The organism is Streptomyces sp. NPDC059534 (assembly GCF_042743475.1).
GTDB lineage: Bacteria > Actinomycetota > Actinomycetes > Streptomycetales > Streptomycetaceae > Streptomyces.
Window position 1 is genome coordinate 271,854 of sequence record NZ_JBHWAQ010000003.1, and the last position, 23,673, is coordinate 295,526.

The 23,673-nt window shown below is 73.8% G+C and carries 18 protein-coding genes; 8 read left to right on the plus strand and 10 right to left on the minus strand.

The features are described 5' to 3' along the window. Window positions 1-98 precede the first annotated feature (98 nt). Together ACFVZH_RS05495 and ACFVZH_RS05500 are read right to left on the minus strand one after the other, a co-directional pair. Entirely contained in the window at window positions 99-2,159 is a 2,061-nt protein-coding gene (locus tag ACFVZH_RS05495) for a phosphocholine-specific phospholipase C (RefSeq protein WP_384893480.1), read from the minus strand. Window positions 2,160-2,390: 231 nt separating this feature from the next. After that, window positions 2,391-2,807, minus strand: coding sequence for an organic hydroperoxide resistance protein (locus ACFVZH_RS05500; RefSeq protein WP_384893482.1), 417 nt, complete (start codon window positions 2,805-2,807; stop codon window positions 2,391-2,393). Between the two features lie 110 nt (window positions 2,808-2,917). On the opposite strand from ACFVZH_RS05500, the gene ACFVZH_RS05505 reads away from it, so the two are divergent. Beyond that, on the plus strand, window positions 2,918-3,400 hold the full coding sequence (locus ACFVZH_RS05505) for a MarR family winged helix-turn-helix transcriptional regulator (RefSeq protein WP_384893484.1): 483 nt from the start codon (window positions 2,918-2,920) through the stop codon (window positions 3,398-3,400). A gap of 198 nt (window positions 3,401-3,598) precedes the next feature. On the opposite strand, the gene ACFVZH_RS05510 is transcribed toward ACFVZH_RS05505, so the two are convergent. The 3 genes from ACFVZH_RS05510 to ACFVZH_RS05520 form a co-directional block, all read right to left on the minus strand. After that, window positions 3,599-5,200 carry a prenyltransferase/squalene oxidase repeat-containing protein gene (locus tag ACFVZH_RS05510; RefSeq protein ID WP_384893486.1) on the minus strand — a complete coding sequence of 534 codons (1,602 nt, stop codon included), beginning with the start codon at window positions 5,198-5,200 and terminating at the stop codon, window positions 3,599-3,601. A 146-nt stretch (window positions 5,201-5,346) separates the two neighbouring features. Beyond that, a complete protein-coding gene (locus ACFVZH_RS05515) occupies window positions 5,347-6,000 on the minus strand; it encodes an NUDIX domain-containing protein (protein ID WP_384893488.1) in 654 nt (217 codons plus the stop codon). Next, a complete protein-coding gene (locus ACFVZH_RS05520; protein ID WP_384893490.1) occupies window positions 5,997-7,250 on the minus strand; it encodes a cytochrome P450 in 1,254 nt (417 codons plus the stop codon). Before ACFVZH_RS05520 ends, ACFVZH_RS05515 begins: the two co-directional genes overlap by 4 nt. A gap of 125 nt (window positions 7,251-7,375) precedes the next feature. Here ACFVZH_RS05520 and ACFVZH_RS05525 point away from each other — a divergent pair, with 125 nt between their 5' ends. The 4 genes from ACFVZH_RS05525 (at window position 7,376) to ACFVZH_RS05540 (ending at window position 14,350) form a co-directional block, all read left to right on the plus strand. Next, window positions 7,376-8,728, plus strand: a complete 1,353-nt coding sequence (locus ACFVZH_RS05525; protein WP_384893492.1) for a cytochrome P450 — start codon at window positions 7,376-7,378, stop codon at window positions 8,726-8,728. Between the two features lie 79 nt (window positions 8,729-8,807). Then, complete coding sequence (locus ACFVZH_RS05530) at window positions 8,808-9,254, plus strand: GNAT family N-acetyltransferase (RefSeq protein ID WP_384893494.1); 447 nt, start codon at window positions 8,808-8,810, stop codon at window positions 9,252-9,254. Next, window positions 9,251-10,513, plus strand: coding sequence for an MFS transporter (locus tag ACFVZH_RS05535; protein ID WP_384893496.1), 1,263 nt, complete (start codon window positions 9,251-9,253; stop codon window positions 10,511-10,513). The genes ACFVZH_RS05530 and ACFVZH_RS05535 overlap by 4 nt, the downstream gene beginning before the upstream one ends. A gap of 153 nt (window positions 10,514-10,666) precedes the next feature. Beyond that, entirely contained in the window at window positions 10,667-14,350 is a 3,684-nt protein-coding gene (locus ACFVZH_RS05540) for a S8 family serine peptidase (protein WP_384893498.1), read from the plus strand. 59 nt (window positions 14,351-14,409) lie between these two features. On the opposite strand, the gene ACFVZH_RS05545 is transcribed toward ACFVZH_RS05540, so the two are convergent. The 4 genes from ACFVZH_RS05545 to ACFVZH_RS05560 all read right to left on the minus strand — a co-directional run bounded on the left by ACFVZH_RS05545 (window position 14,410) and on the right by ACFVZH_RS05560 (window position 20,273). Then, a complete protein-coding gene (locus ACFVZH_RS05545; protein WP_384893500.1) occupies window positions 14,410-15,861 on the minus strand; it encodes an acyl-CoA synthetase in 1,452 nt (483 codons plus the stop codon). A gap of 384 nt (window positions 15,862-16,245) precedes the next feature. Beyond that, window positions 16,246-17,481, minus strand: coding sequence for a nitrate/nitrite transporter (locus ACFVZH_RS05550; RefSeq protein WP_384893502.1), 1,236 nt, complete (start codon window positions 17,479-17,481; stop codon window positions 16,246-16,248). A gap of 149 nt (window positions 17,482-17,630) precedes the next feature. Continuing rightward, entirely contained in the window at window positions 17,631-19,157 is a 1,527-nt protein-coding gene (locus tag ACFVZH_RS05555; RefSeq protein WP_384893504.1) for a GAF domain-containing protein, read from the minus strand. A gap of 54 nt (window positions 19,158-19,211) precedes the next feature. Further along, on the minus strand, window positions 19,212-20,273 hold the full coding sequence (locus tag ACFVZH_RS05560) for a rod shape-determining protein (protein ID WP_384893506.1): 1,062 nt from the start codon (window positions 20,271-20,273) through the stop codon (window positions 19,212-19,214). Window positions 20,274-20,572: 299 nt separating this feature from the next. Between ACFVZH_RS05560 and ACFVZH_RS05565 the strand changes: the two genes are divergently transcribed. Beyond that, window positions 20,573-21,421: a hypothetical protein gene (locus tag ACFVZH_RS05565; RefSeq protein ID WP_384893508.1), complete on the plus strand. Its 849-nt coding sequence runs from the start codon at window positions 20,573-20,575 to the stop codon at window positions 21,419-21,421. Window positions 21,422-21,544: 123 nt separating this feature from the next. Here the strand turns inward: ACFVZH_RS05565 and ACFVZH_RS05570 are convergent, their stop codons facing one another. Further along, window positions 21,545-21,979: a MarR family winged helix-turn-helix transcriptional regulator gene (locus ACFVZH_RS05570; protein WP_384893510.1), complete on the minus strand. Its 435-nt coding sequence runs from the start codon at window positions 21,977-21,979 to the stop codon at window positions 21,545-21,547. 117 nt (window positions 21,980-22,096) lie between these two features. Here ACFVZH_RS05570 and ACFVZH_RS05575 point away from each other — a divergent pair, with 117 nt between their 5' ends. After that, the gene (locus ACFVZH_RS05575; RefSeq protein ID WP_384893512.1) at window positions 22,097-23,116 is read left to right on the plus strand and encodes an NADP-dependent oxidoreductase; all 1,020 of its coding nucleotides are present in this window, start codon (window positions 22,097-22,099) and stop codon (window positions 23,114-23,116) included. A gap of 64 nt (window positions 23,117-23,180) precedes the next feature. Next, window positions 23,181-23,603, plus strand: a complete 423-nt coding sequence (locus ACFVZH_RS05580) for an organic hydroperoxide resistance protein (protein WP_384893514.1) — start codon at window positions 23,181-23,183, stop codon at window positions 23,601-23,603. Window positions 23,604-23,673: the final 70 nt, after the last annotated feature.

Below are 23,673 nucleotides of genomic sequence, written 5' to 3' on the forward strand. Positions count from 1 at the left end.
GTGCCCACCTCCGAGTATCGCGGTCGCCGGGGCGGCCTGCTCGGCGGCGGGCGCGGTGGCGGCGGGCGCGGGCGAGGGGCCGCACCCGCCGCACCGGGTCAGTACGTCAGGATGCCCGGGTCCGTGACGCCCGGGGCGCCGGTCTCCACGTGCCCGGCGAGGCGCCGGACGTAGTCGGCGGACGTGTCCGAGGTGATCGTCACGTCGTACCAGGCGCGGCTGGTGCTCAGGTCGACGGTGTGGGTGACGGTGGCGCCGCGGGGGACCGTGACGGTGCGCGGGCCGCCCGCGTAGGCGTGGGTGACGGTGAGGCGGGCGTCGGCCGTGCCCGCGTTGGTGAAGGTGAGGTCCAGGTTGCCCGTGGTGGCGTTGTGCCGGGCGTTGACCTCGGGGACGGCGGTCTTGCCGGGGGAGCGGAAGCGGCGCAGGAAGCCGTTGGGGCCGTGGACGGTGAGGTCGGTGACACCCTTGGAGTACTTGGTGTTCCAGGTGTCGGCGATCGACTTGCCCGCCTCGGCCGTGTACGTCCAGGGGGCGTCGGTGCGGTTGGCCGAGGTGACGTAGAACTGGGCGCCGGCCGCCGGGCCGCCGCTGAACGCGAGGCGGAAGGTGCCGGCCGCGGTGTCCGCGCTGCCGTCGACGTAGGGGGCGTACTTCAGCGGGCGGGTGGGCTTGGCGCCCGGCTCCTGGCGGGGCATCGTGCCGACGGCCGGGGCGGTGGCCAGGAAGTCGGGGTGGCGGTTGCGGTCCGGCGGGTAGTAGCCCGCGGTCGGCGGGAGCGCGGCCGCCTGCGTCTGGGTGCGGGTGAAGTCGAAGGCGGTGGTCAGGTCGCCGCAGACGGCCCGCCGCCAGGGCGAGATGTTGGTTTCGCGCACCCCGAAGCGGCTCTCCATGAAGCGGATGACCGAGGTGTGGTCGAAGGTCTCGGAGCAGGTGTACCCGCCGGTGGACCAGGGCGAGACGACGATCATCGGGACGCGGGGGCCGAGGCCGTACGGGCCGGCGACGTACCCCGCCTTCCCGGCGAAGTGGTCGAGCGCGGTCGGGGCGGTGGAGAGGCCCTGCGCCGCCGAGCCGGGGACGTACGGCGGGACGACGTGGTCGAAGAAGCCGTCGTTCTCGTCGTAGGTGATGAACAGGGCCGTACGGGCCCACACGTCCGGGTTCGAGGTGAGCGCGTCGAGGACCTGCGCGATGTACCAGGCGCCGTAGTTGGAGGGCCAGTTGGCGTGTTCGGAGAAGGCTTCCGGGGCGGCGATCCAGGAGACCTTCGGCAGCCGGCCGGCCTGGACGTCGGCGCGCAGGACGTCGAAGTAGCCGTCGCCGTTCTTGGCGTCCGTGCCGGTGCGGGCCTTGTCGTACAGCGGGTTGCCGGGCTGGGCGTTGCGGTAGTTGTTGAAGTACAGCAGCGAGTTGTCGCCGTAGTTGCCGCGGAAGGCGTCGTTGATCCAGCCCCAGGAGCCGGCGGCGTTCAGGCCGTCGCCGATGTCCTGGTAGACCTTCCAGGAGACCCCGGCCGCCTCCAGGCGCTCGGGGTAGGTGGTCCAGCCGTAGCCCGCCTCGGCGTTGTTGAGGACGGGGCCGCCGCCCGTGCCGTCGTTGCCGGTGTGCCCGCTCCACAGGTAGTAGCGGTTGGGGTCGGTGGAGCCGATGAACGAACAGTGGTACGCGTCGCAGATGGTGAAGGCGTCGGCGAGCGCGTAGTGGAACGGGATGTCCTCACGGGTGAGGTGCGCCATGGTGGCCTTGGTCTTGGCCGCAATCCAGTTGTCGTACTTGCCCTTGTTGAAGGCGCTCTGGCCGCCCGCCCAGTCGTGGTTGAGCCCCTGGAGGTACTCCATGCCCAGCTTGTCGCTGGTCGGACGGAACGGCAGGGTGACCTTGCCGCCGCCGTCCGCCTGGTTCCAGACCGACTTCCCGCTGGGCAGGGTCACGGGACGCGGGTCGCCGAAGCCCCGTACGCCCTTCATCGCCCCGAAATAGTGGTCGAAGGAACGATTCTCCTGCATCAGGACGACAATGTGCTCGACGTCCTGGATGGTGCCGGTGGAGCCCTGCGCCGGTATGGAGGCGGCGCGGGCGATGCTCTCCGAGAGGAGCGTGAACGCGGCGGCGCCGCCGGTCAGCTGGAGAAACCGGCGGCGATTGAGGTCGGTCATGGGGGAGTTGCCCTCCGGGTGTCGTACGGACGGTGGGGTGCGGATGCGGCGGCCGGGCGGACCGGCCGACGGGCGCCCCAAGGAGAGCGCCCGCGAACCACTGCCCGGCAGCCGTCCCATGACTGCCCGTCGTACGCCAGACGAATCCCCCGTGCCCGGACGTGAAAACTCACAAGCGAACGCCCCCGGTGGGCCATTGACCCACGGAGGCGCTCAAAAACCGACAGGAACCTACTCGACGACCAGCTCGACCTTGATGTTGCCGCGGGTGGCCTTGGAGTACGGGCAGAAGGCGTGGGTCTTCTCCAGGAGGTTCAGGCCCGGCTCGCCCTGGAGGTGGTCGGGGAACTCGGCGCGCATCACGACCGCCAGCCCGAAGCCGCCGTCGGCGGGGTCCTTGCCGATGGAGACCTCGGCGGTCACCGACGCCTCGGAGATGTCGATCTTCTCCTGGCGGGCGATCAGACCCATCGCGCTGGCGAAGCAGGCCGCGTACCCGGCGGCGAAGAGCTGCTCGGGGTTGGTGCCCAGGCCGTTGCCGCCGAGGGCCTGGGGGTGGGCGAGGGGGAGGTCGATGTGGCCGTCGGAGCTGACGGCCCGGCCCTCGCGGCCGTTCGCGGTGGCGACTGCGGTGTAGATCGCGTCCATGGTTCTTCCGTCCTGTCCTGTCCTGCGGTGGGGTGGCTCTCTATTAGTAGCGCACGATTAAGTTGTGCACAACTCAATCGCGTGTGAGGGGTCTCGCGTATCCTGGAGTCATGGAGACGCTCGACACCGTCCCGGACGAGGACTTCCTCCGGCTCGACCACCAGATCTGCTTCTCGCTGCACGCGGCGACCCGCGCCTTCAACGGCGTGTACCGCGAGGCCCTCAAGGAGCTCGGGCTCACCTATCCGCAGTACCTCGCCATGCTCGTGCTCTGGGAGCACGGCGAGCTGCCCGTGAAGGGGATCGGCGAGCGGCTCCGGCTCGACTCCGGCACCCTGTCGCCGCTGCTCAAGCGGCTGGAGGCGGCCGGATACGTCGAGCGCCGCCGCAGCCCCGAGGACGAGCGGTCCGTCACCGTCCGCCTCACCGGCGACGGGGCCGCCCTGAAGGAGAAGGCCCTCGGCGTCCCGCGGCGCATCGCCGCCGCCACCGGCCTCGAACTCGACGAGATCCGCGGACTGCGCGAGCGCCTCGACGCCCTGGCCGCCCGCCTCGACGCCGTCGACCCGGACGCCCTGAGCGGCTGCGCTTAGGGCGCCCGGGCGGTCTCGGCGGCCGCCTGGGCGAGGCGGGCGGTCTCCAGGGCTGCCGGGGGCGAGGCGGGCGGTGCCCAGGGCTGCCGGGGCGAGCCGGGCGGTCTCGGGGACTGCCGGTGGAGCCCGGGCGGCCGGGGCGGCTGCCCGGGTGCCCGGGCCGCCCGACCCGGCGGCCGCCGGTGGACGCGGGCGGTCTCAGCGGCCGGCGGCCGCGCGCGCGTGGTTCAGGCCGAGCAGGACGCACACGTCCGTCAGGAGCGGTACGTGATAGGCCAGCGGCCGCGGCCCGGCCTGGTCAGGGCGGGAGACGAAGCCGCCGTCCGGCCGCTGCCGCTCCAGAAGGTGGCGCACCGCCCGCTCGGTCGCGCCCCTGGCCGGCGGCGAGGCGGGCGTCCGCGCCACCGCGATCAGCGCGTACGCCGTGCTGATCGGGTCGCTCGGGTCGGACGGCAGGTGCCCCCACCCGCCGTCCGCGTTCTGGGTGTCCACGAGCCGGGCCACCGCCCGCTCCCGGGCCCGGGCGACCTCGGTCCCGGCCGGGTGGCCGGGCGACACGGCCCGGAAGGAGTCGCAGGCGAGGACGGTACGGAACAGGGCGTTGCTCTCGTTCAGGCTCCAGCTGCGCTCGAACGGCCCGGCGGCCTCCTGCCGTGCCGCGACGAACCGGACCGCCGCCTCCACCGCCGGCCGGTGCGCCGGCTCGGGCGCCAGCGCGTTCACCGCCGCCGCCGTTATCGCCGCCTCGGAGGCGGTCCCGCGCTCGAAGGTCGGGAAGCCGCCGTCCTCGCCCTGCCGCGCCAGCAGATACCGCTCGCCGGCCGCCACCTCGGCCCCGAACCGCTCCGGGGCCACCGCGCGCAGGAATTCCACGCAGTACGAGGTGTCGTCGACGTCGCTCTGGGCGACACCCCGGTCGAAGCCCCAGCCGCCGTCCGGGTTCCGGTGCTCCGCCAGGGCCGTGGCCAGGGCCCGCAGGGTGTGCGCGGGGGCACCCGCGCCGGCCAGGGCGAGACCGCCGGTCGCCGTGGCGAACACGTCCATGCCCGTGATGAACGGCAGCCCGCCGTCCTCGTGCAGCCCGTCGCGCAGCTCCCGCGCCCGCGCCCGGACGGCCGTCGTGTACCGGGGGCGGCGCCGGAGCGCCAGCAGGGCGAGGAGCCGCGCGAGGTGGTTGCCGTACGGGGGCGGGCCGGGGAGCGAGGACGGGGCGAGGACCCGCCAGTCGTCCTCGCCGACCAGGTGCGGGGCGCCGGTGCCGAAGGCGTACAGGACCTTCAGCGCGGCCATCTCCGTGACCAGCCACCGCTGTTGGCCACGCGCGTCGAAGACCGCTTCGGGGGAGGGGAGTTCGGGGAAGGCGTCGGCGCCCAGCTCCGCCAGGACCGTCTGGAACATCAGCCGCTTGCGGGCGGCCGTGAAGTGGTCGAAGCCGCCGAGCAGCCGGGTCAGCGCGGCCCGCCCGTCCGCGTACTCGCCGAGTGCCGCCCGGGCCGCCGCCTCCTGCAACGGGTCGGGGGCGCCCTCGTCGAGGGCCGTCTTCAGACGGCGGGTGAGCCGCTCCTGGGCGTCCGGGTCCACCCCCGTCACCGTGAGCAGCCGCAGGGCGAGCGCGGACTCCAGGAGCCGGCTGTCGCACGGCGCCCGCAGCAGGCCGTCCGGCCCGGCGGCCGCCACGAGCCGGGTGGCCAGGTGCGCCCGGGCGCGGTCGAGGGGATTCCCTGGCGGCGTCGGCCCGGACGCCCGGCCCGGGACGGCGAGGGAGGCGCCGGATAAGGGCAGCGCGCAGTACATCGGCATGGGGTGTCCTTCATCGGTGTCGTACGGAGAGTGGGGCGGTACGGAGAGTGGGGCGGTACGGAGAGTGGGGCGGTACGGAGGGTGGGGCGGTACGGAGGGTGGGGAAGCGGGCACGGAGGCGGGGGAGCCGGTACGGAGGGCGGGGGTCAGAGGAGGAAGAGGCGCCGCACGGCCTCCGCGCCGGCGGGAACCAGCGGGGTGTAGCCGCCGGTCACGACCACCAGCGGGGAGACGAAGCCGCACCAGGCGATCTCCCGCGGATCGGGCCGGGGCGCACGGTCCGCGGCCCAGCGGTGGACCGTCAGGAAGCAGGCGCCGTGCGGGTCGTCGACGCGGACCCGGTAGACCTCGGCGAGACCGGGCGCCGTCGCCCACCCCAGTTCCTCCCGGAGCTCGCGGAGCGCGGCCGCCCGGTACTCCTCGCCGGTCCGCACCGCCCCGCCCACCAGCACGTCGTAGTGGCCGGGGTAGGCCCGGGCCGAGGCGGTCCGTCGGTAGAGCAGGACCCGGCCGGCGCGGTCGGTGCAGACGGTCGCCGCGTACCGGCGGAGCAGCCCGTCCGGTGCCACGGCGGCACGGCGGCCCTGCGCCACCACCCGGTCCCCGGGATCGACGTAGTCCACGCGCTCGACGCGGTCCGGGCGCTCGGGGCGGTGCGCGCCGGAGCCGGAGGTGCCGGGAGCGGGCGTACCGAAGGGGCGCGGGTCGGGGGCAGGCGTACCGGGGGCGGGCGCACCGAAGGCGTGCGGGTCGGAGGTGTGCGGGTCAGGGGCGTGCGGGTCGGGGGCGTGCGCGTTCACGTCCGCTCGCGGATCCGGGCGTGCAGGGGCCCGGCCGGCCGCAGGTTGATGCCGAACACGGGCTCGCCCGCCGGCCCGGTCACCTCGACGGTGAACCGGGCGAGCAGCGCGCCGAGCAGCTCCTCCATCTCCCGCATCGCGAAGCGGGTGCCGAGGCAGGCGCGCGGGCCGATGCCGAAGGGGAGGTACGCGCCGGGCGGCGGCGTACGGGCGGCGAAGCGGCCCGGGTCGAACCGCTCGGGGTCCGGCCACACCTCCGGATCGCGATGGGTGAGGTACGGGCAGACGAGCAGGTCCGTGCCGGCCGCGATGTGCCAGCCGTCCAGCGTCTCGTCCGCCGGGCTGTGCCGGGGCAGCAGCCAGGCCGTCGGGTACAGCCGCAGGGTCTCGGAGATCACCCCCTGGACGGCCCCGGCGTCGCCCGCGGCCCGCTCCATGACCTCGGGGTGCCGGTCGAGGAGCACGAAGGCCCAGGTCAGGGTGCGGGCACTGCTCTCGTACCCGGCGACGAGCAGCGTGACCAGTTCGTCGCGGATCAGCCGGTCCGTGTACGCCGGATCGGTCCCGGCGGCGTCGAGCAGCCGGTGCAGGACGCTCACGCCTCCGCCGTCGGCCGCGTGACGGGTCCGGGCGGCGGCGAGGGCCCGGCTCATCCGCTCGTCGAGCGCCGCGATGCCGGCCACCGCCTCGGGCGGGAGCGCCGCGCCGCCGCCGTCGGCGGGCAGTACCGCGACGATGTCCTGCACCGCCGCCAGGTCGACGTACGTCGCGTGGTCCAGCGGACGGTCGGTCAGCGAGCGCCAGATCGTGTCGACGGTGAAGAACTGCACGTCCTCGGCGATGTCCGTGGGCTCGCCCCGGCGGGCCCGGTCCGCCCAGCGGTCGGCGACGCGCGCCGCCGCCCCGGTGATGTGATGCTCCCAGCGCCGGATGCCCCGGCCCGTGAACATCGCCTGGAGCAGCCGCCGTTGGGACCGCCATGCGTCGCCCGTGGCGCTCAGCACCCCGTCGCCGAGCAGCGGCCGCGCCCGGTGCGACCGTTTGACGAAGCGGTCGCCGCCGACGCCGAGCACCTGGTGCACGTGCCGGGGCTCCGTGATCACGACCGCCGGCCCGCCGGAGCGGCGGAAGCCGGTGAGCCGGCCCGGTGTGCGGGCCTGGCGCAGGAGGTCGACCAGGGGTGCCCGGGAGGCGCTCCAGGCCGCCACCGTGTCGTCGTCGAGGAAGTCGGGAGGCGTGCCGACTGTCACGCATTGCGATTGCATGATGACGTATCGTAGCGCTCTGTGCGATCTTCAGATCCGGTTCGATCTTCCGCGGGACTCACTGCCGGACCCGGGCGGCGCGCCGTCACCGGGGCCGGGGTGGAGGTGTGATGACCCCGCACGTGACGGGGGCGGAGGAGCCGCGTCACGGTACGGCGCCGGGGGCCTGGCCGTTCCTCGGGCACCTGCCGTACCTCGCCGTCCGGCCCTTGGCCTTCCTCGACTCCCTGCCCGACCACGGGGACGTGGTGCGCGTACGGATGGGGCCCCGGACCGTCCACGTGGTGAGCCACCCCGCGCTCGTCCGCCGCGTCCTCACCGACCGCGGGAGCTTCGACCGGGGCGGGGTGCTCTACGACAAGGTCCGCGCGGTCCTCGGCAACGGCCTGGCGACCTGCTCGAACGCCGAGCACCGCGGCCAACGGCGGGTCCTCCAGCCCGCCTTCCACCACTCGCTGATGGAGCGCTACGCCGCCGTCATGGCGGCCGAGACCGCGGTCGTCACGGGAGGCTGGCGGTCGGGGGCCGTCGTCGACGTCACCGAGGAGGCGTTCCGGCTCACCACCGCCGTCGCCGTCCGCACCCTGTTCTCCGCCGGTGTCACCGCGCGGGCCGCCGAGGAGCTGCGGGAGGCCCTCGACGTCCTGCTGCGCGGGGTCTACGCCCGCGTCGTCGCGCCCGCCCTCGACCGCGTGCCCTCCCCGGCCCGCCGCCGCTACCGCCGCGCCCTCGCCCGGTGGCGGGCGGGCGTCGCCGCCATCGTCGCCGCCTACCGCGCCACCGGCGTCGACCACGGCGACGCCCTCTCGCTGCTCCTGGCCGTACGGGACGAACGGGGCCGGGCGCTCTCGGACGCCGAACTCGGGGACCAGGTCGCCACCCTGGTCCTGGCCGGCGCCGAGACCACCTCCTCGGTCGTCGCCTGGGCCCTGCGGCTCCTCGCCGACCACCCGGAGGTCGCGGCGCGGCTGCACGGGGAACTCGACGCGGTCCTCGGCGGGCGGCCGGTCACCGGGGCCGACCTGCCCCGGCTGCCGTACACCGGCGACGTGGTCCGCGAGGTGCTGCGGCTCTATCCGCCGGCGTGGGCGGTCACCCGCACCGCCGTCCGGGAGACGGAGCTGGCCGGACGTTCGCTGCCGCCCGGCTCCCTCGTGATCTGCTGTCTCTACCTGGTGCACCGGCGCCATGACGTCTTCCGGGACGCGGCCCGCTTCGACCCGGGCCGCTGGGCCGCCGGAGAGGTGCCGAGGGACGCCTGCGTGCCGTTCGGCCTCGGCGCCACCAAGTGCATCGGCGACGTCTTCGGCACGGTCGAGGCCACGCTCGCCCTCGCCGCCATGGCCTCGCGCTGGCGCATGACCCCGGCCTCCCCACGCCCGCCCCGGCCGGTCCCGCGCATCGTGCTCTCCCCGGGGCCGCAGCCGATGCTGCTCGCGGAGCGGGGCGCCGCGGACCACTGAGGATCACTGAACGCCCGGCCGTGCTCGCGTTCACTCAATTGTAAGGATCATCACCGGACCTCGGTCCTATACTCGCCCCATGTTCGACATCACCGTCCGGCGCGCCACCGCCGACGACTCCAAGCGGCTCACCCGGCTCGTCCGGGCCTCCCGCGCCTATCGCGGGGACTACGCCTCGATGGTCGACGGGTACCAGGTGGGCGGCGCGTACATCGAGCACCACCCCGTGTTCGTCGCCGTCGACGGGAGCGGCCGCGTCCTCGGGTTCTACGCGCTGCTCGTCGACGAGGCGGAGCTCGACCTCGCGTTCGTCGCGGACGCGGCCCAGGGCCTCGGCATCGGACGGCTGCTGATGGAGCACATGGCAGGGGAGGCGAGGGCCGCCGGGCTGGCCTCCGTACGGGTCGTCGCGCATCCGCCGGCCGAGGAGTTCTACCTGCGGACGGGCGCCGTCCGCACCGGGACCGTCCCGCCCACCGGACGGATCCACTGGGCGCGCCCCGAACTGCGGTACGACGTCGCGTGACCACTACCGAGGAACAGAAGGAACACCAGGACCGCCGCAGGGTCTTCGCCGACCTCACCCCGCTGCGGACCTCCGTGCACTACCGCCGCCTCTGGTTCGGGAGCACCGTCTCCTGGGTCGGGCAGGGCATGACGGCCCTCGCCGTCTCCCTCCAGGTGTACGACATCACCCGCTCGCCGTTCTCCGTCGGGCTCGTCGGACTGTTCTCCCTCGTCCCGCTCGTCGTGTTCGGCCTGTACGGCGGGGCGATCGCGGACACCGTCGACCGCCGCAAGCTCGGACTGGCCAGCGCCTGCGGGTCCGCGGTGCTGTCCATCGCCCTCGCCGGGGCCGCGTTCGCCGGCTTCCACCGCGTCTGGTTCCTGTACGGGATCGTCGCCCTCCAGGCCGTGTGCGCCGCGCTCAACTCGCCCGCCCGCACGTCGATGATCCCCCGGCTCCTGCCGCCCGAGCAGCTGCGGGCCGCGAACGCGCTCAACTCGATGGTCATGACCTTCGGCACGCTCGTCGGACCCAGCCTCGGCGGCCTGATCGTCGGAGTCGCCGGCTACCAGACCGCGTACCTCGTGGACGCCGTCGCCTTCTCCGCGAGCCTCTACGCGATGTGGCGGCTGCCGTCGATGCTCCCGGACCGGACGGGGACGAAGCGGGCCTCGGTCCTCGACGGACTCCGCTTCCTCGCGACCCGCCCCAATCTGCGGATGACGTTCTTCTCGGACTTCTGCGCGATGATCCTCGCCCACCCCCGGGCCCTGTTCCCCGCCGTCGCCGTCCTCTGGTACGGCGGGGACGCCAGGACCACCGGACTCCTCGTCGCCGCGCCCGCGTTCGGGGCGCTCCTCGGCGGGGTCCTCTCCGGCTGGCAGGGCCGTATCCGCCACCACGGGCAGGCGATCCTCATCTCGGTGGCCTGCTGGGGCACCGCGATCGCCGCCTTCGGCCTGACCCGGAACCTCTGGCTGGGCCTGCTCCTGCTGGCCCTCGCCGGCTACTCCGACACCGTGTCGATGATCTTCCGGAACACGATGATGCAGGTCGCCGCACCCGACGAGATGCGCGGCCGGCTCCAGGGCGTCTTCATCGTGGTGGTCGCCGGCGGGCCCCGGCTCGGCGACTTCCTCGCGGGCTCCGTCGCCGATCTGACCTCCCCGACGGTGGCCCTCACGGGCGGCGGGATCGCGTGCGTCCTCGCGATCGGCGTCCTCGCGCTGTACGGACGCGGATTCCGCCGCTATGACGCCCTCGACCCCACTCCGTGACGCTTCTCCCCGAACGCCCCATCCCTGCCTGGCGGTTGACCGCCACGGCACATAACCGCCAGGAGTAACGGGGGTCAACACCCGCCCCACAGGCCAAGACTCCTCGCGGCACCCGGAAACACCCCCGACCCCGGGTCCGCGAGGAGTTCGACGATGACCACACCCATCGCCAGAGGGAGGGCCGGGCTGCTCGCCGCGGGCATCTCCCTCGTGATGCTCTCGGCCGGGCAGACCGCCGCCGCCGGGAACACCGCCTCCGCCGTGCCGGACACCTTCAAGGCGACCGCGACGAGCAGCACCGTCACCCTGGTGACCGGCGACCGCGTCACCCTCACCGAGCTCGGCGGCGGACAGCGCACCGTCACCGTCGACCGGGCAAAGGGCGCCACCGGCGCGGTCCGCAGCCAGATCTCCGACGGCCGCGTCACGGTCGTCCCCGACGAGGCCCGCCCCTACCTCGCCTCCGGCGCGCTCGACCCGCGCCTCTTCGACGTGACCGGCCTCGTCGAGCAGGGCATCACCGGCGAACTGCCCCTGATCGTCACGTACGGCGGCGCCAAGGCCGCGAGGTCCGCCGCCCCCGCCCCGCGCGGCGCCGAGACCGTTCGCGCCCTGCCGAGCATCGGCGGCGCCGCCGTCACCGCCACCGACCCCGCCGCCTTCTGGCGCGGCTTCACCGCCCCGGCCACCGCCCGGGCCGCGGCCGCCCCGGCGAAGGTCTGGCTCGACGGCCGGGTCAAGGCCGCGATGGCCGAGTCCAACACGCAGATCGGCACCCCCAAGGCATGGGAGGCCGGGCTCACCGGCAAGGGCGTCAAGGTCGCCGTCCTCGACACCGGCGCCGACCTCGCGCACCCCGACCTCGTCGGCCGCATCGCCGAGACCAAGTCCTTCATCGAGGGCCAGGAGGTCGCCGACCGCGGCGGCCACGGCACCCACGTCACCTCCACCGTCGGCGGCAGCGGAGCCGGCTCCGACGGCAAGGAGAAGGGCGTCGCCCCCGGCGCCACCCTCGCCGTCGGCAAGGTCCTCAGCGACCAGGGCTCCGGCACCGAGTCGCAGATCATCGCCGGCATGGAGTGGGCGGCCAAGGACATCGACGCGAAGATCGTCTCGATGAGCCTCGGCTCCAGCGAACCCAGTGACGGCACCGACCCGATGGCCCAGGCCGTCGACACGCTCTCCGCCGAGACCGGCGCCCTCTTCGTCATCGCCGCCGGAAACTCCGGCTACCCCGGCTCCATCGGCTCGCCCGGTGCCGCCGACGCCGCGCTCACCGTCGGCGCCGTCGACTCCGCCGACCGGGCCGCCTACTTCACGAGCCAAGGCCCCCGCTACGGCGACCAGGCCCTCAAGCCCGACGTGTCGGCACCCGGCGTGAACATCCTCGCCGCCCGCTCCCAGCTCGTCGCCGGCAGCGGCCTCTACACCTCCATGAGCGGTACGTCGATGGCGACCCCGCACGTCGCCGGCGTCGCCGCGCTGCTCGCCGAGAAGCACCCCGACTGGACCGGCGCCCGCCTCAAGGACGCCCTCATGTCCTCGTCCAAAACACTCGACGCCGGCTCGTACGAGCTGGGCGCCGGCCGGGTCGACGTGGCCGCCGCGATCTCCGCGAACGTCACCGCCACCGGCTCCGCCGACCTCGGCTTCTTCTCCTGGCCGTACGAGGGGAACAAGCCGGTCACCAAGACCGTCACCTACACCAACGCCTCCGACGACGCCGTCGAGTTGAACCTGGCCGTCGAGGGCATGCCGGCCGGTGTCGCCACCCTCGCCGACACCACCCTCACCGTCCCCGCCCACGGCTCCGCGTCCACCACCGTCACCGGGGACGGCGCCAAGGCCCCCGTCGGCCAGTCCTCCGGACGGGTCACCGCCACCGTCGGCGGCGCGGCCGTCGCGCACACCGCGCTCGGCCTGGTGAAGGAGGAGGAGCGCTACACCCTCACCGTCCACGTCAAGGACCGCGACGGCGCCCCCGCCCCCGCCTACCTGGGCGTGCAGAAGCTCGCACAGGGCGAGGACCCCTTCCCGGCCCTCGTCGGCGAGTCCGGCACCCTCGAACTGCGCCTCAAGCCCGGCACGTACACCGTCGACACCTTCCTCGACGTGCGCGGCTCGCACGGCAAGGACTCCCTCGGCCTCGGCTTCCTCACCCAGCCGGAGATCACCCTCGACCGCGACCGCGAGATCACCCTCGACGGCCGGCAGCTGCGCGAGATCCGCGCCGAGGTCGAGAAGCGGACCGAGACCCGCCAGCTCCTCATGGAGTTCGACCGCGACGCGAACGGCGCCTCCTACGGCGGAGCCGTCCAGGTCCCGCCGAAGTACGACTCGATCTTCGCCGCGCCCACCGCGAAGCCCGCGACCGGCACCTTCGAGTACCGGACCGTCTGGCGCCTCGGCAAGCCGATGCTGGAGGCGAGCGTCGACGGCACCCGTCTCTCCGGCGCCACCCCGCAGGCCGGCGCCACCCTCCTGGAGGGCGACCACCGCCTCGGCCTCGTCGACGCGGGCACCGGCACCCCCGCCGAGTACACGGGCAGGAACGTCACCGGCAAGGCCGTCCTCGTCCGCCTGACCGACGGCGCCGACCCGGCGCAGCTCGCCCAGACCGCCCAGGACGCGGGCGCCAAGGCCCTGTTCGTCACCGACGACCAGCCCGGCCGCCTGATGAAGTGGTTCGGCACCGCCGACTACGAGGACCGGCCGCTCGCCGTCGCCACCGTCAACACCGCCGACGCCCAGCGGCTCGCCGCCGGCGCGGCCCGCGGCAAGCGCGTCGAGCTGACCGGCACCCGCTTCACCCCGTTCACGTACGACCTCTCCGAGGGCCACCCCGGCGCCATCGGCAAGGACCTGGCCTTCCGTCCCGACGAGGGCGAACTCGCCACCATCCGCTCCACCTTCCACGCGCCGACCAAGCGCAAGGAACTGGGCGGCGAGTACCGCTACTCGATCACCGACACCTTCCCGATCGGCTTCGGCTTCAAGGAGTGGATCGCCTTCCCGACCGAGCGCACCGAGTACGTCTCCACCGGCACCGGCCAGCGCTGGCACGAGTCCGTCGACCTCGGCGACTCCCTGGAGCAGCGCGGCGGCACCCCGTCCTACCGCGGCGGCAGCCGGGTCGACATCGACTGGTTCGGCCCCGTCTGGCACCCCTGGCTGGGCACCGGTCTCGGCTGGGGCCAGCAGCGCACCGGCAACGACCTGCGCTTCAACACCCCCGGCTGGGGCGACTCCGGCACCGACCACACCGGCTTCGGCAACGTCTGGAACGACGACTCGATGACCCAGTACACCGAGGTGTACGTCAACGGGACCCGCGTCGACCGCAAGAAGAGCTCCGGCGCCTACGCCTGGGACGCCCCCGCGGAGGAGGCGACCTACAAGGTCGTCACCGACACCGCGCTCGACCCGGCCCGCTGGCGCCTCGCCACCAAGGGCCACAGCGAGTGGACCTTCCGCTCCGCCGAGACCCCGCAGGACCGGATCACCTACCTGCCCATGCTCAACCTCGGCATCGACCTCGACACCGACCTCAACGGTGACGTCCGCGCCGGGAGCAAGCTGCCCGTCGGGATCACCGCCGAGTACGTGAAGGGCGCCACCGGCACCGGCACCATCGGCACCGGCACCCTGGAGGTCTCCTACGACGAGGGCGGGACCTGGACGAAGGTCGCCCTCAGGAAGTCCTGGCACGGCACCGGCTGGAACGGCGAGCTGCGGATCCCGTCCGGCGCGGCCTCCGTCTCGCTGCGCGCCGGCGCCGGCGACGACCGGGGCGGCTCCGTCACCCAGGAGCTGATCCGCGCGGTCGGCGTGAAGTAACCCGACAACACGAGGCCGGACCCCCCTCCCTCCGGGACGGGGGTCCGGCCCTCACCCGTTCAACGGGCCCCCGGCAGCGCCTTCTTCAGCACCTTGCCCATGTCGTTGCGGGGGAGCGCGTCCAGGTAGCGCACCACCCGGGGCCGCTTGTGCGGCGCCAGCAGCCGCGCCACATGATCGGCCAACTCCGCCTCCGCCGGCGGCACCTCCCCGTCTCGCGGCACCACCCAGGCCACGATCCGCTCGCCCAGATCCGCGTCCGGCTCGCCCGTGACGGCCGCCTCCCGGACGCCGGGATGGTCGAGCAGCGCGTTCTCGATCTCGCCCGCCCCGATCTTGTACCCGCCGCTCTTGATGAGGTCCGTCGCCTTCCGGCCCACCAGACGCACCCCGCCGTCCGCCTCCCGCACCGCCATGTCCCCGGTGCGGAACCAGCCGCCGTCGAACGCCGCCGCCGTCGCCTCCGGCCGGTTGAGATAACCGGAGAAGAGGTTCGGGCCCCGCACCTGCACCTCGCCGACCGTCTCCCCGTCACGCTCCCCCAGCACGGCCCCGTCCTCGTCGACCAGACGCAGGTCCACACCCTCCAGCGGCACCCCCACCGTCCCCGGCCGCGGCTCCCCGCCCGGCCGCACGCTCGTGTTCATGAGCGTCTCCGTCATCCCGTACCGCTCCACGACCTTCCGCCCCGTCGCCGCCGCGATCCGCTCGTGATCATGCACCGGCAACGCCGCCGAACCCGAGACCAGCAGCCGCGCCCCCGCCAAGGCCCCCGCGAGACCGGCATCCCCTTCCAGCGCGTCCGCCAGCCGGTGGTACATCGTCGGTACGCCGAACAGCATCGTCCCGCCGTTCCCCAGCTCCCGCGCCACACCCTCCACCGAGAACCCGCCCAGATGCCGCACCTCGCCACCCCGCCGCAACGGCCCCAGCACCCCCAGCACCAGACCGTGCACATGGAACAGCGGCAGCGCGTGCACCAGCACGTCGTCCGCCGTCCATGACCACGCCCCGGCCAGCGCGTCCAACGACGCCGCCACCGCCCGATGCGAGAGAAGAACCCCCTTCGGAGGGCCGGTCGTACCGGACGTGTAGACGATCAGCGCGGGCGACTCGGCGTCCACGACCCCCGTCCGCCCCGGCGGGGTCCCGTCCGCCCCGGTCAGCTCCACATCGATCCGGGGAAGCGCCGCGAGCCCGGCCGGCAACACGTCCCCCGGCCCCGCCAGCACCACATCCGGCGCACTGTCCCCCAGAATGTGCGCCAACTCCCGCTCCCCGGTCCGCGGATTGATCGGCACCGCGGGTACGCCGGCCAGCAGAGCCGCCACCACGGCCACCGCCGTACGCGCACTCGGCGTCGCCCACACCGCGACCCGGCCCGCCGCGCCGAACCGGCCCGCCAACGTGCCGGCGGCGCGCGCCAGCTCCCGGTACGACAGCGCGTCCGCGCCGAAGCGCAGTGCGGGGGCGTCCGACGGGTCCCTCAGCGCAGGCAACAACACACTCACCGTTCGCACTCCTCACCCTCACCCAACCCAAACCCCACCCCCCATTCTCCCCACCCCCACCGCCCCTGCCCACGCCCCATCGCCGAAACCTCGCCCCAGGAGACCACCCCCGTTGTGGGCATTCGTTCCGCTGGGGCGGAACGGGTGGGCACAACGGAACGGCGCCCGTTGCCGGGCCTAGGCTTCCGCGCCCGAACCCGCACCGACAGCACGGCACCGTACGGGTGCGGGCCCAGGCACAAGGGGCGGAGGCGCCGCCGAGGGCGCCGTCCCGTGTGCCCACCCGTCCCGCCCAGCGGGACGATTGCCCACACGGAGGGTGGGGGCCCGGCCGACAGGCGCGGGTGCGGGCAAGGCGCGGGCCCACCTGGGGGTGTGGGGGTGTCAGGGGTGGGTTGCCGGGATTCTGGTGGGCTGGGGGTCGGGGGCTTCGCCGTCGGGGCGGATGCCGCGCATGCGGCCGTAGGCGTAGACGCAGCCGGCGAGGGCGAGGTCGGAGAGGAGCATGAAGCCGATGGAGTAGGAGCCCTTGGCGCTGTAGATGGCGCCCATGACGAGCGGGGGGAGGAAGCCGCCGAGGCCGCCCATGGCGCCGACGATGCCGGTGACGCTGCCGACTTTGGCCTGGGGGGTGACCTGGGAGACGAGGGCGAAGACGGAGCCGCTGGCGGTGCCGAGGCCGGCGGCCATGATGAGGAGGGCGATCGTGCCGCCGGGGTTGAGGGGCGGGTCGAATGCCTGGACGATGGCGAGGAGGGCGACGACGCCGAGCGCGGCGGCTGTGACGAGCGCGGGGTGGACGCGGTCCGAGAGCCAGCCGCCGATGGGCCGGAAGACGACGGTGACCAGGGCGAAGCCGGCGGCTTTGGTGCCCGCGTCGGTGGGGTCGAGTTCGTACCAGGTCTTCAGGTACGTGGGCAGGTAGACGCCGAAGGCGACGATGCCGCCGAAGCCGATCGCGTAGAGCGCCGACAGTTCCCATGTCACTCGCAGCCGGCCTGCCGCGCCGAGGCGCGATGCCAGGGAGGCGGTGGGCACGGGCCGGTCGGGCCGGTCGGTGATGAGGAACGTGGCGAGCACCGCGTACGCGGCGAGGGCGATCGCGACGACGATGAACGGCAGGTTCTCGCCGTGTTTGGCGATGCGCGGCGTGAAGTAGCCGGAGAGTGCCACGCCGCCCATGCCCATGCCGAACACGCCGAGTGCGAGGCCGCGCTTGGCGGGCGGGAACCAGGAGTTGACGAGCGGGATGCCGATGGCGAACGTGGTGCCGCCGAGGCCGAGGAGGAAGCCGACGACCAGCATCAGGCCGTAGCTGTCCTTGGCCACGATGAGCAGCAGTACGGGGATGATCGTCAGCGCCGAGACGAGCGGGAACATCAGTTTCGCGCCGTACCGGTCGGTGAGCGCGCCGGCCGGGATGCGGCCGAGCGAGCCGACCAGGACGGGGACCGCGACGAGCAGCGACTGCTCGAAGGAGCTGAGTTCGAGCCGGTCGCCGTACCAGCTGGCGAGGGGCGCGATCAGGTCCCATGCCCAGAAGGTGAGCGTGAAGCCGATGGTGGCCGTCACCAGGTTGCGGTAGGCCGCCGCTGTCGGGGGCTTGGTCTCGGTGTCCACGCCTCCAGTCAAGATCGGGGAGGGGTGCGCGGCGCGCCGGACTGCTCCGTACGGGTGGGCGCGAGGGCGAGTCCGGGGGCCGCCCGGGCTCTGCCCGTGGACCAGGCCGGGCCCCGCCCGTGCACGAGGCCGCCGTGCCCGCTCCGCTCCTACGGCCAGGTCGCCGTGGCCGGGGGAGTGCCGTCGTCCTCGACGTGGAGGCGGAGCCCGTCGGCGGCGGTGATGTCGACGGTGACCGCGGTGACGCCGGGGCGCCGGTGGGCCGCGGCGAGTGCTCCGCGCAGGGTGGCGAGGAGCTTTTCGGCGTCGTGCTCGTCCGCGAGGGTGTCGACCGGGCCGGAGAAGTGGACCGAGGGCTGGAAGCCGAGGAGGGCGGCGGCGCCGCCGGTCTCGCGGAGGACCCGCCCACGGAAGGAGGCGGGGGCGTCGGCGGGCGGTTGCTGGAGGGCGAAGATGGTGGTGCGGACTTCCTGGATGGTGGAGTCCAGCTCGTCGACGGCGCGGCTGAGCAGGGCGTCCTCCTCGGACGAGCCGGAGGCTCTGCGCCGGGTCGACTCGAGCATCATCTCGGTGGCGAACAGCCGTTGGACGACGAGGTCGTGGAGGTCGCGCGCGATGCGGTCGCGGTCCTCGTAGACGGCGAGGCGCTCGCGGTCGTGGCGCGCGTCGGCGAGGACGAGGGCGAGCGCCGCCTGCGAGGCGAACTGGGAGGCGAGGAGCCGGTCCACCGCCGAGTACGGCGGGCCGCCGCGCCGCCGGGGGAGGGCGAGGGTGCCGATGAGTCTCCCGCCGCTCTGCAGCGGCAGCATCATCGAGGGGCCGAAGCGCGAGCGTACGGTGGTCGTCATCCGCGGATCGGTGGCCGAGTCCTCGACGAAGACGGGTTCCCCGCCGAGTAGCTGGACGAGGACGGGGGAGCCGGGCGCGATGGTCGTGCCGACCAGGTCGCCCGGGTCGTCGGCGGTCGAGGCGGCGACGATCTCCATGCCGCCCTCGGCGGTCGGCTGGAGGACCACGCCGGCCGAGGCGCCGGCGAGGATGCGGGCCTGTTCGGCGACGGTCGTCAGGGCGTCCTCGGCGGACTCGCCGGTGAGCAGGGCCGTGGTGACGGCCGCGGCCCCCTCGATCCAGCGCTCGCGCTGCCGGGCCGTCTCGTACAGCCGGGCGTTGCCGATGGCGATGCCCGCCTGGGAGGCGAGGACCCGGAGCAGGGCGAGGTCCTCCTCGGTGAAGCCGCCCGCGTGCTTCTCGGTGAGGTACAGGTTGCCGAAGACCTGGGTGTGGACCCGGATGGGGACGCCCAGGAAGGTGCGCATCGGGGGATGGCCCTCGGGTACGCCGACGGAGCGCGGGTCGGCCGTCAGGTCGTCGAGGCGGAGCGGCCGGGGGTCCTGGACGAGGGCGCCGACCAGCCCGGTGCGGCCGTCGGGGAGGCGGCCGATGCGCCGGCGCTCCTCGTCGGTCATGCCGGAGGTGAAGAGTTCGGTGAGCCGGTGGCGCGCGGGGTCGACGACCCCGAGCGCCCCGTAGCGGGCCCCGGTGAGTTCGGTGGCGGAGTCCACGATGTGCTGGAGGGTGGTGCGGAGTTCGAGGTCCGTGCCGACGCTGAGGACTGCTTCGAGCAGCATGGGCAGGCGGGGTGTGTCCTCGTCCGTGTCCTCATCCATGATCGTCATGGTCTCATTGTCGTACGAATCAGGCGGTTTGGCCGGTTTGGGTACGGCCGGCGGTCAGTCGTCGTCGGCCAGCGGGTTCCGCTCCGCGAGCGGGTCGAGGACCATCGCCTGGACCTTGCCCTCCAGCATGGCGCCGAGCCCCAGGACCGCGCACACGTCGGGGCGTTCGGCGATGTGCACCGGCATTCCGGTCGCCTCGCGCAGCATCTGGTCGAGCCCCGGCAGCAGGGCACTGCCGCCCACCATCATGATCCCGCGGTCCGCGAGGTCGGCCACCAGGTCCGGCGGGCAGTCCCGCAGCACCTTTCCGATGCCGTCCAGGACCGCCGTCAGCGGCGTGTGGATCGCCTGCCGCACGGCGGCCGTGTCGACGGTCACCGAACGGGCCAGGCCGGTGGCGACGTCCCGGCCGTGGATCTCGGTCCAGGCCGGGCCGTGCGGCGTCAGGCCGTTCCCGCTCAGGGCGAGTTGCAGCGGCCGGACCGACTGGCTCGGCAGCATCAGCTCGTGGTGGTGACGCAGGTGCTGGATGACGGCGTGGTCGATGGCGTCGCCGCCGACCGGCATCCGCTCGGCCGTCACGATCGAGCCGAGCGAGAGCACCGCGACCTGCGTCGTCGCCGCCCCGCACACCAGGATCATGGTCGCGGTGGGCTGCTCGACCGGAAGGCCGCAGCCCACCGCCGCCGCGATGAGGGTGTCCACCAGCTCGACCCGGCGCGCTCCCAGACCGACGAGGGTCTCCACGGCGGCACGCTGGGCGAGCGGGTCGCTGTCGTGCGGGGTGCAGGCGGCGGCGCGCAGCCGGGGCTTGCGGCGCAGCTGGCGGCGCAGCTTCTCGCCGAGGAGATGGCGGAGCATCCGCTGCGCCATGTCGATGTCGACGACGGTGCCGCCCGACACGGGGCGGACGACCCGGATGTAGTCGGGGGTGCGGCCGGTCATCTTCTCCGCCAGGGCGCCGACGGCGATCAGCGCTCCGGTACGGGTGTTGACGGCGGCGACGCTCGGCTCGTCGACGACGAGTCCGGCGCCCTTGACGAAGACCCGGGTGCGGGCGGCACCCAGGTCGACGGCGACATGGCAACGACGCAGCTGCTCAAGGCTGACGGTCACGGCGGATCCTCCGGAGTGCGGTGCTGGCACGGGCGAGGTGGGTCGCGTTTCGCGGTCCTGTTCGCATCGTCCGGCCGTCCGGGGCACGGCGCGCGCTGGGCTGCGCCGCCCGGGGCCTGTCGGCGGGGGCCGCGCGCGGGGCTCGCCGGGCGGCCGGCGGGAGGCCGGGCGGGCCCGGAGGCGATCCTTCCCGAAGCGGGAGAATCGCGGCGCACCGCCGACGACCTGCGGTTTCCTCACAGGATCCTCACGTCCACGCCTACCTGCCGCCGTACCCGGCCGCATAGCCTGCGGGCCCCATGGACTACTGCCACGCGTGCCGGCGGCATCTCAACGGGGCCCTCGCCTGTGCCGGGTGCGGGACTCCCGTCGAGGAACTGCGGTACGAGACCCCCCACATATCCGTCCGCCCGCCGGCCGAGCCCGAGCACGTCTACGAACTGGACGTCGTCGAGCCGCCCCGCCCGGCCGCCGGCGGGCGCCGCGCCGCCCGCGAGGCCGCACAGAGCCGGGCGGCGCGGGGCCGTAGCGCCACGCGCAGGGGAAGACGGGCCCGCAGCCGCCGGGGCCGTACGGTCCTGGCGGGAACGGTGGGCCTGGTCCTCGCGGCCGGGACGCTCGGCCTGGCCCGGCTCGCCCTGGAGGACCCGCCGCCGAGCGGCGCCGCCATGGCCGTCGAGGAGCTGGAGGTCACCGCGAGCCCCCTCGAACCCGAACCCGTCGACAGCACGGAACCGCCGGACGGCGCGGGTCCCTCTCCGGTGACCGGCACGCCCGGCGCCACGCCCACGCGCCCCCGCCAGGTGAGCGCGGGCTCCACCACGGGCACGCGAGGGGGTGCGGGAACGACGTCCGGCGAGGGCGCTGGGTCCGACGGGACCTCGGGGTCCGATACGGGGCCGGGGTCCGGGTCCGGTCCGGGACCGGCCACGGGCCAGGGGGGCGACGGTCCGGGGCAGCCGTCCTCGACCGCCTCGCCTTCCGGGTCCGCGACGCCCACCGCGACACCGTCCGCGGGCGGCCCGGCGCCGACCGGCTCGGGGACGCCCGGCGGCCCCGTGCCCTCCACCACCGGCCCCACGCCGGGCCAGACCCCGACACCGAGCCCGACGCCGACCTGCACCCGCTTCCTCTGGTGGTGCGTCTAGCCGGCGCCCGGCGGCGGGTGACCGGCGACCGGCGGCCGGTCGGGCGGCCGGCGCACGGCGATCGGGCGCGGGCGGTCGGCGGGGCGCGGGCGATCAGCCGCTGATGGGCGGGGCCGTCCGGGTTCAGACCACGTCCGTGCCCAGCATCCGCCGCAGCAGGTCCCGCAGCAGGGTCCGCTCGGCCTCGGTGAGCTCGCCGAGCGGCTCGCGGGCGAAGTCCAGCGATTCACGCAGCCGGCGGGCGGTGTCCCGGCCCTCGTCCGTGGGGACGGCGAGCTTGACCCGTCGGTCGTCCGGGTCGGGGCGGCGCTCCACCAGGCCGCGCGCCTCCAGGCGGTCGACGATCCCCGTGATGTTGGAGGGCTCGCACTTCAGCTTCTGGGCGATGCGGCGCATCGGCAGCGGGTCGAGCGAGAGCAGGCCGAGGACGCGGGCCTGGGCGCCGGTCAGCGCGTGCTGCGCGGCCGCCTGCTCGTACTCCTCGTAGTAGCGCGCCACGACCGTGCCGATCAGCTCGACGACTTCGAGGGTGAGGGGGTCCGTGCGTGAGGTGGCCATGGGTCACATCCTACCCGGATACTTGACAACATGAAATATTCAGGAGCATGGTTGTTTCAGTAAGTGAACCTTTCTTGATCTGAAGCTCCGCCGAGCTTCTCCCTGGAGGCCGTGCTCATGTCCGTACTTCCCGCGTCCAGCCGTGAGTGGCACCTCGTCGCCCGTCCGCACGGCTGGCCCGTCCCCGCGGACTTCGCCCTCCGCGAGACCCCGGTCGCCGAGCCCGCAGAGGGCCGCATCCTCGTGCGCAACCTGCACTTCTCCGTGGACCCGTACATGCGTGGCCGGATGAATGATGTCAAGTCGTACATTCCTCCCTTCCAGCTCGACCGGCCCATGGACGGCGGCGCGGTCGGCGAGGTCGTCGCCTCCAACGCCGAGGGCTTCGCCGTCGGCGACCACGTCCTGCACGGCCTCGGCTGGCGCGAGTACGCCGACGTCCCGGCCAAGGGCGCCACCAAGGTCGACCCGGCGCTCGCCCCCCTCTCCTCCTACCTGGGCGTGCTCGGCATGACCGGCCTCACGGCCTACGCCGGCCTCTTCGAGGTCGCCTCCTTCAAGGAGGGCGACGCCGTCTTCGTCTCCGGCGCGGCCGGAGCCGTCGGCAGCCAGGTCGGCCAGATGGCGCGGCTCAAGGGCGCCTCCCGCGTCATCGGCTCCGCCGGCTCCGACGAGAAGGTCAAGTTCCTCGTCGAGGAGCTCGGCTTCGACGCCGCCTTCAACTACAAGAACGGCCCGGTCAAGGACCAGCTCCGGCAGGCCGCCCCCGACGGCATCGACGTCTACTTCGACAACGTCGGCGGCGACCACCTCGAAGCCGCGATCTCCTCGCTCAACGTGCACGGCCGCGCCACCATCTGCGGCATGATCGCCCAGTACAACGACACCGAGCCGGTCCCCGGCCCGCGCAACATGGCGATGATCATCGGCAAGCGGCTGCGCCTCCAGGGCGTCCTGGTCGGCGACCACTACGGGCTGCAGAACCAGTTCGTCCAGGAGGTCGGCGGCTGGCTTGCCTCCGGCGAGCTGAAGCACCGCGAGACCTTCGCCGAGGGCATCGAGAACGGCGTGGACGCCTTCCTCGGACTGCTCCGCGGGGACAACACCGGAAAGATGATCGTCTCGGTGACCCGTTAGTCTTCCCTCAGCCGTCGCGATCGTGGGCGCGAGTCGCGGCGAACCGCAGAAGGAAGTACCCGGCATGTCCATCCAGCACTCCGACGTTCTCTACACCGCCGTCGCCACCGCCGAGAACGGCCGTGACGGCCGCGTCGCCACCGACGACGGCCGGCTCGACGTCACCGTCAACCCGCCCAAGGCCATGGGCGGCTCCGGCGCCGGCACCAACCCCGAGCAGCTCTTCGCGGCCGGCTACAGCGCCTGCTTCCAGGGCGCCCTGGGCGTCGTCGCCCGCAACGAGAACGCGGACGTCTCCGGCTCGACGGTCACCGCCGAGGTCGGTATCGGCAAGAACGACGACGGCTTCGGCATCATCGTCAAGATCTCGGCGACCATCCCCCACGTGGACGCCGAGACCGCCAAGAGCCTGATCGAGAAGGCCCACCAGGTCTGCCCGTACTCCAAGGCGACCCGTGGCAACATCACCGTCGAACTCGCCGTCTGAGTCCCGGACACGCACACTGGGCGAGGGCCGCATCCCGACCGACCGGGGTGCGGCCCTCGCCGCGTCCGAA